The organism is uncultured Neglectibacter sp. (assembly GCA_937958185.1).
In the GTDB taxonomy this organism is placed as follows: Bacteria; Bacillota; Clostridia; order Oscillospirales; family Acutalibacteraceae; genus Acutalibacter.
Genome location: CALFFN010000006.1, coordinates 110,828 through 124,658, shown reverse-complemented (window position 1 = coordinate 124,658; position 13,831 = coordinate 110,828). Strand labels below are relative to the sequence as shown.

At 54.7% G+C, this 13,831-nt stretch carries 1 protein-coding gene; it reads left to right on the top strand.

Annotated features, from left to right (window positions below; all coding sequences use genetic code 11):
- Positions 1 to 15 precede the first annotated feature (15 nt).
- Entirely contained in the window at positions 16 to 13,806 is a 13,791-nt protein-coding gene (locus tag AB8996_RS02040) for a dockerin type I domain-containing protein (RefSeq protein WP_369297308.1), read from the top strand.
- Positions 13,807 to 13,831: the final 25 nt, after the last annotated feature.

The following is a 13,831-nucleotide window of genomic DNA, read 5'->3' as shown; positions in this document are numbered from 1 at the left end:
CTGTTACTGGCAATTTTGTTTGCAACAGTTGGCAGCGTTACCGCATTTGCTGCCAGTGCAAGATTTTCCATAAAGGTTGCCGGGAAGGATCAGCGGAACGGTATGGTGACCGCTTCACTGTCTGAAACCATAAACTTCCAGTCAGACAAGGTGTTTGTGGGTGGAAATGATATGTCCCAGGTCTATGCGCTGATCATTTCCTCTACAAATATTGGCAGTGAACAGGGAGACTCACCCGTTCAACTGCTTTTGAATGATCCTGACCCCAAGCGCTGGAGATGGCTTGAGGATACGGGCAGCAGCCTGAGATTGAAGTACACAGTTCCTACAGGCACTCCTCTGGATGCGTCGACCTTTAACAGCATTATGTCTTCGCTGAGTGCAGTGTACAACCCCAATAAGAATCAGTCTTACGCGGAAGGCACCATTACGATCGAGGCATATACCCGGTCATACTGGGGATGGCAGGAAACTCTGATTACGAAGCCTTACAAAAATTACAGCTGTAAGCTGCTGTTCTATAACTATGCCGAAGGCAGGACTGATGAAGACAGCGCTGTCATGGACTACAAGTCCGACTACGCTGCCAGCTATGACAGCAAATATGAAGACGATGTGCCGGACGACACTGAGGCGGCCGGTCTTCTGGTCGAGTCTCCCGATACGGCGAACGGCAAGGCGGAGTTTGACCTGTACCTGACCCAAAAGGCCACTACGCTGGATCCCAAGGATGACAAAAATTATGCCAATATCGGCAAGCAGGTCGATGTGGGCTATCAGGTCAAGGAGAGCACCGAGGTGTGGACCTCCTCTGTCGCCACAACTTATACGAACCATTATGAGCTGGCGGACGTGGACATCTCCCAGCCCATACATATGACCATTGATGAGCTGAAATCCGGCGTGACCTATAACGTTCGCGGCGTTATAGCAACGGACGGTAAGAAAAGCACGCCCAAATACACCTCCGAATTGACCTTTACCTATCGGAAGCCGATCATAAACTCATTCAATATCGGCGGCGTGACAAAGGTCTATCAGGGCGGCAAGGATAAGATGAATCTGTCCATGCGGTCGACCTTCAACGATGCCAATGCTGTAGGAGAGACCTATACTGGCATTGACGGAATGGAATATACAGGTCCCGCTATGAAAGCGGAGATTTACTTCACAAACAACCGCGTGTTCCAGGAGGTTCAGCCTGCCAATAGCGAGGAGGTCGTGTTGGAGGATCACTCCAAGTGGTACCGTATCCAGAAAAACAGCGATGGCACCAACGCCTCCATTACAAAGACGATGACGAATCAGGAAACGGGCGAGGTTTCCAACGCGTTCACCAATAACTGGCTGAACTTTACGGTGCCCAGCTCGTTGCATGATATCAACGATTATGCCAGCACCAATGAAATCAACAGCACGACCTGCGCGTTCAAGCTGGTGATAACCGACCTTTACACAGGATACACCTCTGTGATGTATTCCGACTGCTTTACCATTGACGCCGGCGCGCCCTCTGCCCCTACAGTCAAGGCGACCAGCGGCGGTGTGGAAAAGAATCTGGATCTGGGGTCCGCCACTGTGGTTGGCGGCACCTCCGATGACGGCAGCGCACAGGTAAAGATCGAGATCGGCGGTTCCGATGACCATGGCGGTTCCGGCATCAAACAGTACAGCTACAGCATGTACTACCTGCCCACCGACAAGGTTCCCAATACGATGCATACCACCGCAGAAGTGCTGAATATGCTGCAGGGCTACACGCCCGAGACTCACGGATTCTGCGATTACAAGTCCTGGGCGCCGCTGTCCGCGAAGCTGAATGAGGACGGCAGTGAGGTGGAGAACGTCAGCGAGCTGGTAGTGTCCAAGGACGGCTACTACCGCATTATTGCCCGCGCCGAGGACGAGGCTGGTTTCACCTCTGAAACGGTAGAGGGTTACTTCCGTGTGGACTTGACGCCTCCCACCACGCCTGTGGTCCGCCTGGCAAAGAAAGAGGGCGGTACCTACAAGCCTTACGATAACAGGACCTATACCGACAGCAATGTGTGGCTGTTTGCGTGGTCCGAGCCTCAAACGGGTAAATCCCTCAGCACCTTCAAATATTCCACCGACGGCGGTCTGACCTGGAAGGACGTGCGGGATATTACCAACACTGCCAACAAAATTGTCGTACTGGGCAACACCAGTTCGGCTGTCTCCACTTACCCTGAAGGCAGCTATACCGGCTCTCAGAACTTTGTGTACCAGGTAGGCATCGGTTTGAGCAGCGAGGGCTTGAATGACTATGTCTCCGTTCTGGTAAAAGCAGTGGATAATCTGGGCAACGAATCCATGGTGTCAAACCCCGTGGTTATGCGTACCATTGCCGATGCTCCCAAGGCAACCTCCGTTTTGGAGCACGAAGGAATTGAAGTGGCGCTTGCCCTGGGCAACACGGAAATGATCACCTCCAGGCTGACCCAGGATCTGAAGAACCAGGCGGCTTATAAGATCAATGAAAAATATTACGGTACCAGCGGCAGCGCCACAGTGGGCGCCGCGAACTTCAACCCCTGGAAATATCTGCTCACCCTGAGCCACGGCAGCGGTCGGGCGGGCTGGAAGTGCACCTGGGGCACGGATTCCTCCTGTACGGGAGCCTGCCACAGCGGCACAAACTGCCCCTATGCCAAGCTGCAGGCAATGGGCTATGAAATGTTCACCCCAGAGGTAGTGAACGTGCAGGGTATGTCCGGCGCAAACGCCAACAATAACAGCCTGTTCCAGTGGGTACGGTACGACCACACCATGCACGCGGAATATGCCACTGCGGGCTACACCTCCTCCACCGTAAACAGGCAGGCTGTTACCGCGGCAAAGCCCACCAACATGGAGGGCAACGCCAAGAACCCCAAGGACGGTCTGTATATCTCCTCCAAGGATCGCGTTATTGCAATAAACCAAATCGGGCCAGCTACCGGGTCAAAGAGCGCGGGAACGCTGAGCTTTGCCTCAAAAGAGGATAACAACGGCGGAACAGACAGCTATACGGATATTTACAATAGATACGGTGGCTATCCCGGAAGGATTTTTGCCTGGGGCAGCGCCGGCGGATATTCTGATGATAAGGCAAACTATCCCAGCGTGACCAGTATCTGGGCGGCCGGAAACCAGATCCGCCGTATCTATCACGTAATGGATCTGTCTTATCCTTCCAGTACTCCTGCCAGCGGTTATAAAACTTACAACCAGAGCTCGTCCATCAGCAATCCTCTTACCACCATCGGAAACGCGGGCTACACCACCAGCGCTTTTAGAGACTGGCTGTTCCTGTATAACGACCAGCCCGCCAGAAAAACCATTTTCTTCACGGTGGACGACAGCACCCTGGTGCCTCACGCCAGCGACGGCTACGGTTTCCTGTTCAATACCACCATCCGGCAAAGCAAGTCCGGCAGAGGCAGCGCCACCACCGGTGTTTCCGACGGTTCCTGGAGAATCTCCGGCTACCTGTTCTATATCGGCAACCAGTATATTGACCGGTATACTGCCGAAGCGGCCGGAACAGGCTCCCAGCACACAGAGGGCGGCGCGGGACTTTCCGGCTACCGTTGGTATGTGATGAAGATCGACGATGTGAACCTGGAGCATTTTGCCGATGGTTCTGTCCGCGGCGCGGCGCTCGACGGTACTTCCGGTTATGGCAAAAAGAATGCCAAAGAGGGCAGCCCCCGTTGGGCGGAAACTCCACTGGGCCAGCTGGCCACAGACGGCAGCAGCCATTTTGACGGTTTGGTGCGCTGGCTGATGTATGGCGGCGACAAGACAGAGGGCTTAAACGGCAACTACTGGATCAGCTCCAACCAGGCCCAGGGCAGCAAGCTTTCCTATTCGGGAAGCAACGCCCCCGGCATCAATTACGGTATCACCCAGCTTGCCATGTCCACAGGCGATGTGAACACAAGCTCCTATGTGCGCAACTTCGTCATTCAAACCGAGGGCAAGCAGGCCAAGTTCTATGTGTACAACAGCGGCCAGTGCGGCACCGCGGGCAGCAAAAAGACCTCCGCGCAGCTGATCAATCTCTTTGAATCTCAGGTCACGGAGGAAAACCCCACCGGCGCTTCCAGCTATTCCGCGGGCTACCGCTTGATCAACTGGAACACCCAGGACAGCAGCACCTATGTGACGGATGAGGAAACCGGGGCCAGGCAGGTAGGCGTGTTCTACACCCCCCGCCCCAATGTGGACGGCATTCAGATCGGCAAGAAGGACGCAAAGCTCAGCGGCGTTCACGCCGATACCAACTGCTACGGCTTCGGCCCCCTGTTCGGCGCCCGCGGCTGGAGCCACTGGTGCTACGCTGATACCCGCGTGGAAATGAGCAACATCGTCATGCAGGTAAATGTGGCCAGAAAGCTTTCCGAAGTGGTGAACGAGCCCCAGTGGGGCACCGGCAAGGCCAAGTTCATCGCCAATATTTCCGACGACTCCACCGACGATTTCCAGGACCCGGTGCTTTCCGCCCAGGTGCAGTGGCGTCTCTTTACCGATAAGGCCAAGTTCATGGGCTGGGGCGAGTACGATAACCGCAAGGCTACCCTGGACTTTATCAGCCGTGTGGAGGGAGACGGCACCTACATCTCCTCTGAAACCTCGTCCTATGATGAAATCACCTATACCAATCAGGTAGCGGCGGCGGCGGAGTATATCACCAGAGAATACTTCGATGCCTTCGGCTTTGACGCCAACAGCTCCAAGCCCATTACCCAGCAGGTTTCCGAAAAGGTCGTGGGCAAGGGCGCCGTATATTCCCTGGACGATATCGGCAATATCAATTTCTCCGTATCCCCGGAAAAATATAACACAAGCTCCGCAAACCCGGACTATCCTTCCGGGCGCTGGTACATCGTGCACGATACCACGGGCTATCCCGCCGCAGGCAGCATCGGACGAAGCGAGACCTACTCCGACGCTCTGGAGTTGAAGATCACAGAGCCGGGACGCTATACCATTTACTTTGCGCCCGATGCCAGCAAGGTAAAGAACAACACCCTGGACGCCAACGATCCCACCTGTGTGTTTGACTTTATCGTCAACACGCCCCCGGTGGCCCTGTTCAGCGGCTTTGTGGATAATGCGGGCAATATCACCATTGAGAACAGCGCCTATGACCCCGATGTTGGGCTGAATTCGTCAGATTCCGCTTCGGCGCCCAACGGTTCTCAAAACACCTATACTTATACAGATCAGAACGGCGTCAAGCAGACCAAGAGCTACAATAACATTCAGCTCACCGGTTTGACAAAGACAGAGTGGCGCTGGGAAATTTTGGATAAAAAGGACGGAAAGATGTATACCGTTGCGTCCAACGGGTGGTCTACCACGAACCCCGGCGGAACGCTGGCGAATTTGACAACCGGACACATCACTCCGGCAGGAAAGACTTTGTACGGCAGTGGTACGATCCGCTTGAATACGCTTCCCTCTGGAGCGGTGCTGACAGTGTACCAGCGTGTGACGGATACCTCTACCCATCGGGTTGCCAAGTACAGCGGCGGCAATTTTGTAGGATACGAGTACCAGGCGGCAGGTGGAATGGTCAGCAAGGTCAACCAGCAGAACCTGACCAGTGGTACCACTGTGACCTATGCGCCTTTGTCGGCATTCTCCATGTCCTCGCCGATCATCTATGATACGGCTATTGATGGCACGCAGAACAGCCAGATCACCATTACGAGAAAGAGTAAGCAGACCCAGAAAAAGAATAGCTATAACGTAAGCTGGGCGATCGACCTGGGCAGCGGATACCAGAACCTGCTCAAGAGCGGGAATAACTATTATCTTGGCTCCATTTCAACAGCGAATCTGGCTTTGAGATGCACGAAAGCGCCCGTGGTAAATGACAGCGGCGAAGCTTCCGGCGAATGGATTTTGAATAAGAAGTTCCTGTCCGGGAAGATAGCGAGCGGAAAGAGCCTGACACTGCAGATCACGGAAACCATTAAGGGTCTGACCCAGGAAGACGTCCTGCAGGGCGTGACAACGGAACACAATATTTCCGATTCCTCCGCCCGTGCTATCTACTATTCGGCGGATAAAAAAGCGCCTTCTCCGCAGGCTGTTACTTCCAACACGGTCAGCAAAGTGGGCAGCGAAGAGGTGGTCAGCGAGTATCAGGCAAGCAACTACCTTGACGTCACAGGGAACGATAAATTTATCCAGCTGACGATTGGCGGTTCCGTTGACAGCGAGGGTGAAGTGGCAGGGTACGGTTTCTACTTCTACGATAGGGACAACAGTGGAACGGAAACTGCCTATTACAAGCTGAGCAATATCAATGGCAGCGGCACGCTGCAAACGGCGGCCAATGCCAAGAACGCGCTCTATCGCTTGGGGAAGAACGGCGGCACAGTACGCATCGGCAAGAACGCCATGAAGAAAACGCCGAACGATTCGCTGAACATTGCTATTTTTGCCTACGATAATCAGACAGGCGTTACTACTGGACCCAGCACCCTGGTTCAGAATTTGACCGGGGCAAATGAAACGGCGCGTACTAAGATTGAAGGTATCAAGCTTTCTGTTTCTAAGCCTATGCCTCCTGCAGTTTCCGTTACCAACATGCTGAACCAGAATGTTGTCCGCATCGGCAACGATAACGGATACTTTGACAGCACGGGAGCGGATACCCAGAATTCTGACCTGAGTTACTACTCCGCCACCAACGTCACGGTGAGCTTTGCCCCCAGAAAGGCAAAGTATTCTCCCAGCGCTACCGGCACCGGCGAGTTGGTTCTGGACGAAGCAAGAGGTCAGGAGTATTATCAGGATTACTACAAACAGGCGGACCTGACAGGTGTTGCCAATGTCCGCTACAGCGTCAAATACAAGGAGACCGAAAGCGAAAGCTGGTGGACAAAGGAACAGCTGGAACAGGCTGCTATGAGCGAGATCGTTACCGATAAGGTGATCCCCTCCGCTCAAACGCTTACGTTCACTAGAGATGGCGTGTACGAAATCACAGCTTCTATTGTAAACGGCTCCGGCAATGTCAGTGCCACAAGAACAGTGAAGTTTACCATTGATAAAACTGCACCTGCAGGGCTGCAGGTAAGCTTCGCCAATATAAACGGTGGTACGGATTATCTGTCTAACTCCTGGTCTCAAGGCGTCAAGATCGTGGCGTCCGGCGCAACGGACACCAACGCCATCACCGCTAAATATCAGTATACCACTGATGGCGGCAAGACCTGGATCGACATGGGTATGCTGACCAATCCCAGCACTTCAGTGGACATCACAAAGAGCGGCAAGTATACCGTGCAGGTAAGAGCGATCGACCTTGCCGGAAACGAGACCGTGTTCCCGCAGACGGTGATCGTGTGCGTAGATACTACCGCGCCTGTTACCAACGGGCCCACATTGACCGCAAGCTCTACCATGCGTGATATTTACGATTCTTATGTGATCAGCCTGAAGTATGACGACGCCGACGGCAAAGTGTATTCCATTCTGGACGGCGGTGAAGTCAATATGCTGGACAAGGAAGTGGCAGTGCCCATTGACCAGGAAAACAGCACCGCTACCGAAACGGTCTATGGCGACGTTGTCTTTGAACTCCATCCTGCCGAGGGACATATCATCGGTCAGGTGGTGTACAAAGGCGAGGATATCACCGATCAGGTGCAGCAGGGCGCGAACCAGGACGTGTACTATCTGAGCATTGATCGGGTATCGGAAGACGCGGTCCTGTCTGTCACCTTCCCTGAGACAGAGCTTGAGCCCGAGGTATATCGTTCCGTCAGCCGCGCGACGTTCGCAATGAGCTCTGCTACGGCGGTGACCTTTAACAGCCTGAAGCCCGACCAGGGGATCTCAACAGCGGCAGACGAGGGAGAAGGCTCTGAGCCCGATGGAGGCGAGAGCGGTGAAACGCCCGAGCCCGGTCCCGGTGTGGAGATGTATACAGTCACGGCAAATTCGGCATCGCCTCGCGGCAAGGTCGCACTGTCCGCGGAAGAAGTCCTGGCCGGTGGAAAGGTAACGCTTACCATGACGCCCAACAAGGGCTGCCGTGTCAAGTCTGTGGAAGTCAACGGAAGCATGATCGACCTGAAGGATATCCAGAAGCAGGACGGCGCCAATGTGTACACCTATGAGCTGACTGTGCTGCAGGATACCGCCATCTGGGTTGATTTTGAAACGATCCCCACCCGTCTGGTCAGAGTCCAGTATAATACGGATTGTGGTGAGTTTGTAACACTGCTCAGCGACAATGACAGCGTTATGGATCAGGGCAACAATACCTACCGCGTACCCGTGAACGAGGAAATCTATATCCATATGGGTGCGAAGCAGGGATATGGCACGAAGAGCCTGCTGGTAAACGGCGAAGCCCCGGCAGATTTTGCGCAGGGCGCTTCGACCTGCCCGTACACCGCGCCCGAATGGACCGAGGAGGGTACGGATCCCGGTATTGATATCAAAGTAGAATTTGACGTCATCACCACGCTGAAACGAACCTATCAGGTAAGTGTGGGAGCGTCGGCTGAAGACGGTAATCCGCATGGCACGATCGTTGCCGCGGGCGACGACGTCAGAATCCCCGTGAATGGCGCCAGAACCTTCATTATCACTCCCGAGCTTGGCTATAAGGTGGAGCATCTGTACCATTCCTATACCAGCGCCGATAATGGACCGGAGACTGTGGATCTGGCGGAAGGGCTGCAGCCCATGCCCGGCACGAGCATTCGGCAGTATATGTATACGCTGACGAACCCTGTCAGCGATGGCTCGCTGGAGGTCATCTTTGAACGGCAGACCTACACGCTGAAAACAAGTTCCAATAAGGGAGGCATGGTCGGTATCACGCCGGTTGGCGGAGTCAGCATGACGCTCGACAGGATCCCCGAAGGAGCCAGCGTTGTCATTACGCCCACTCCCCAGGACGGATATCGGGTTCAGGACCTGATCATTACCGAACTCATCAACAATAACCGGGTCGGCCGTTCCGTAGGCGCGGTAACGTCCTACACGCTGAGCAATATCCACGCGAACATTGAGGTGGAAGTAAAATTCGTGCGGAGAGAGATTTCCAGAACGGAAACCACCCATATGATCACCGCAGTGGCAAACGGCATTAAGGATGCGGACGACGCGCTGGCATCTAAGCCGTACCGCTTCTGCATTGCAGACGGACCGAGGGAAAACAGCCAGTCCCATGTCAGTGCATGGAGCGAATGGAGTGAATCCAATACCTGCTCCTATACTGAGATCAGGGATCAAAAGACAGGCACGGTATATCCTCTGGAACCGAACCAGCGGTATTATGTGTATGTGATGGCTCGCGACCGCGTCGGAAACGAAAGTGAACCGAAGCTCTCTACTGTGTACAGCATGGCGAACATGGCTGCGCCGCTGGGAGCGGAAGCGCTGGACGATGCGGGCAACTCCTCCACCAAGAGCGTGGCGCTGCAGATCGACCCCAACGGCAACCCCGACGGAACGGAATATCTGGTATATACCTCCAATTCCAGCTCCATGACGGATATGACCATCGCCAATGCGGATGTAAACGGCGGCTGGGCGAAGCTGGGCGCCGATAACCGCTTTATCATCACAGGCCTGACGCCCGGCAGATGGTATCACATGCAGGTCGTGGCGAGGAATAGCGATGGGATCGTCAGCCGCATGAGCGATGACGTTTCCAGCCTGATGCTGAGTCCTGCGGCTCCGCCTATGGACAGCTTCTGGTTTGAGGAACAGACCTCTCCCAACTCGCCGGTGATCCTGCATTGGCTGGAGCCCAGCAGCGAGGTAACAGGGATCCAGATCTATCGCGATGGTATGTTCCTGGCAGAGCTGCCCGCAGGCACGCTGTCCTATACCGATGAGAGAAACAGCTTTGCTGCCGACTCCATTTTCAAGTACAGCTATGCCTATGTGAATTCCGCAGGCGCCGGCTCTACTACGACGGCGATCAGCGAAGAATACTATAATGCCCATTATGGTTCCAGCTATGATGAGGCAAAGGTGGAGAAGATGGGCAATTTGATCACCTCCACCGGCTATGACCAGCTGTTCTCTGAAACCATGACGTATCCCTGCTATCCCGATGGCTGTAAGGAGCCTGTCTCCGCCAGCACGCCCGGCGGCACGGATAACAGCGGAACCATTACGGTGCAGATGAATTATAACGCCCTCCTGAGCGGTCGTTATCAGAAATATTTCCTGACATTGAAGGCATTTGAGAAGGAAGTGGACTCTGAAGGCGAGCCTGTTCTGGGCGAAGATGGGAAGCCTATCTACCATGAGGTAGGTATCGAAAAGTGGGATCCCACCGGAACAAACCGCAATGGCGACGGCACGCAGAAGTGGAAAGAGACCAAGGTCACCCAGGTAATGGGCGAAACCGCTGCCAGAGCGACCTGGACGAACCTGAGCACGCTGTATGAGTACAATATCTACGTCGAGGAGATCCGCTCCAATGGCGCAACGAGCGCCGACAACCTTGGCGGACAGAACGGTCAGGGTGTGGAGTATTCTCTTGGCAAGGAGTATGTGGTAAACCGCGAGGGCTACTATTACAGGTATGCCAAGGACACCACGGAGCCTCGCCTGAATACGGGCAGCGGAAGCTGGACAACGGAAGCCCTGTTGGAATACACCAAGAAAAATGATGTGGCTGGCTGGGACAGACCGGTGAACAACAACTACATCACCTTCAACAAGAGCCCCTCTGTGAAGCTGGCAACAGAAGCAGACCGCTACTACGATAACGATTCGGAGAAGGTCAGGACCTCCACTGACGGGAAGCAGTATCTGCTGGTAGACAACAGCATGAGCAGCAAGACCTTCCACATCAACGTGGCAGCCTGGGACCCGGATGGAGCACGGGAAGAAAGCAGCGTAAAGCCCGCCGTTAAGGGTACTATCTCCGGCGTACAGGGCGCAGCGCCAGAATTTGCCGCCGGGGAGAGTATGCCCAAGAGCGAGGAGCTTGCAACGCAGAGAGGAAATCTCTATCCCGTGACCTTTGACGGGGCAACGCTGAACACAGGCGTATACAATACACTGGAAATGCGGGCGTCTGACAGCGATACGACTACCACGCAGACTACAAACGACATTCGTTTGGTCATCAACCGCAACGTGCCCAGCTCTTCCATTGTAGGCAGTGCCTCCAAGCGGATAGAGAACAAGAGAGCCTACAGTATGGACGAACTGGTGCAGGTAAACGCTATGGTGTCTTCCGGCAACGGCAGCATCAGCCTGAGCAAGGTCGCACTGCTGGTCATGCCCAACGAGTATCAGACCGCGCTGGGCTCCAGCGACTACGATACCCTGTATCAGCAGCTGTGTGTGACCGGCGACGCCACCGTTGTGAACAAGGCGAAGGCATTGCTGGGCACTGCGGCGACATCACCGCTGTATGTGAACGGCAGCAAGCTGACTGAGGCAGGCATGAACCTGGCGATCGCCAGAGTAGCCCCGCCTGTCACGAAGTACATCACCATCACGGAAGAACAGTACAACAGTCTGCTGGCGACCGTTCCCGATAAGGTGATGAAGGACGTTGGCAGCAAGACCACCTACTGGCTGGAGCTGAATTACGCCCTGGCGAACAGCTACTGCACCTGGCTGCAAACAGGAGAGGGCGGCAAAGTGGTTCCCAATGTGGAGCTGAAGCCTACCGATAAGGAAAACACCTATATGATGAAGCTGGTCACCCGCTTCGGCGGCAACCCCACTTCTCAGACGGTGGACTTCGTCATCAAGGATGCGCCTTCTACGCAGATCCTGTCCAAGAAGAGCTTCGTTTGGAAGGATACCGCGAAGGAAGAATACGATTACTACCAAAAGGAAGGCTACACGGTACAGCAGATCATCGACAAGTATCACGACTGCTACGTACCGGGAGAAACCACAATGGAAGACCCGCTGGAGGGCTATACCAAGGAAACCAGCCCCGCCTTTACCACCAAGACAGTGAACGGGCAGACCGTGTACCTGGTGTATAAGCTGATAGACTCGGAGGGCAACGTGGGCAACGACTTCATTTCCGGCGAAGTGAGGACCAATCTGGGTGTTCACAAGCAATTCGACGAAGTGGGCGTTGTGCTGGTAACCGATGCAGGATTCGACCCGAATACGACAGCGCTTCCTGCCACCGCCATTGATTCCAAGGTGTACAAGAACGACAATGGGCGGGAGCCTATTGTGGAAAGCGGCGACCTGCGGTTCGGCGTGAACGGTCTGACCCCGGGCGTCACCTACTGGCTGTGGTCTTACTACAAGCTGCCGGGTGAGGAGAGAGTGTACAGCAGAGGTCATGTGGCACTGACCACGGAAGGAAACTTCCCGATGGCACAGTACGGCTTTACCAGAGGAACCTATTCCTACAAGGAAAAGGATTACCCGGACGGCAGATACATGTCCTTCAACATTGGTAAGCTGGGCAGCGTTGACGCCAGCGCGACCGTAAGGGTCACCCCGGTCTATTATGCGGCGGACGAGTACGGCACGATCCTGCGGAACGAGGCTGACGAGCCTATTGAGCTGACAGGCGACCAGCTGGAAGCGGCAAAGAGGACCCTGTTCTTCAGCGATGGCAGCCTGAAGCCCTATGAGACGATCACCTTCGGAACCTCCACCAGCAAGGACGTGAGCATGGTCCTGCTGGATAACGAGGATCAGCAGGGACACATGGTCGTCAGACTGATGCTGACGATCGAAAACTCCGACGCGGGCTACTGCTACCTTACCAACGGCGGCGACCATACCGATATCTTCATTCAGGACGATGAAAGCCCGGTCACAAGCTATATTCTGGGCGTCATCAATGAGGACGCAGATGGCGAACCCTTCATGGAAGAGATATCCTCTAACGGCGCTCTGGATCATTACGAGTACCAGTTCGCCGGCCTGCAGGTGGATTACACCCAGCTTACGAACCTGACCCTGTCCTATGAGAACAGAGGCACCGGCGATCTGGAGGATATCAAGGTCACCGTTTACGATGACAGAGAAGGAAAGACCGTCAGCTCCTACTTTGAGGCTGAGAGACCCAGCGAGACGAACCTGAAGCAGAGCCTGGGCGGGATCGGCACAGTGGATATCCACCCCGTCGCCAATTTGGAAGACGGTGTGTATGAAGGCTGGGTATTCCTGACCGCCGAACACGTGGAGCAGCCTGTCAAGGTCAAGGTTCGCCAGGTAGTTGGACAGAGCACCCTGAAGGGACGTATTTACATTACTCCCGAAATGATGTCGCTCAATGTGCGCACCGGCGTAGCGAAAATATCGATCTATGACGCAAGCACTACCTCACTGCAGCCGGACGGCACGTTTGACCGTCCTCCCGTGTACACCACGGAGAGCAATGAATATGGCGGCGAATTTGAGATACCCAATATCCTGAACAAGGGCAGCTACAGCGAAGGGATCTATTATGTAGTAGTGGAGAGAGACGGCTTCCTGACCTATAACGGACGGAAATACCGCCAGGCTCCCGGCCGCTACACGCTGAAGCTGGGAACGACCAGTGCAACGTACACCATGAACCTGCGCCTGATCGGCGGCGATGTGAACGGAGACCAGAAGGTCAACGATACCGACCTGAATATCCTCATCAGCTACTACAACAGATACTCGGGTATGCCGGATACCGACCCTGCGGAGGAAGCCATCATCAAGCGCTGCGACTTCAACCAGGACGGCGTGGTCAATGCGTTGGACCGCATGTTCCTGCTGGGCAATCTGGGCACGACAGATGCGGATTATCCGTATGAAAGCTTCCTGCCTATTCCGGCGGACGAATAAGGAAAGCACGAAACTGTTTCCCCAG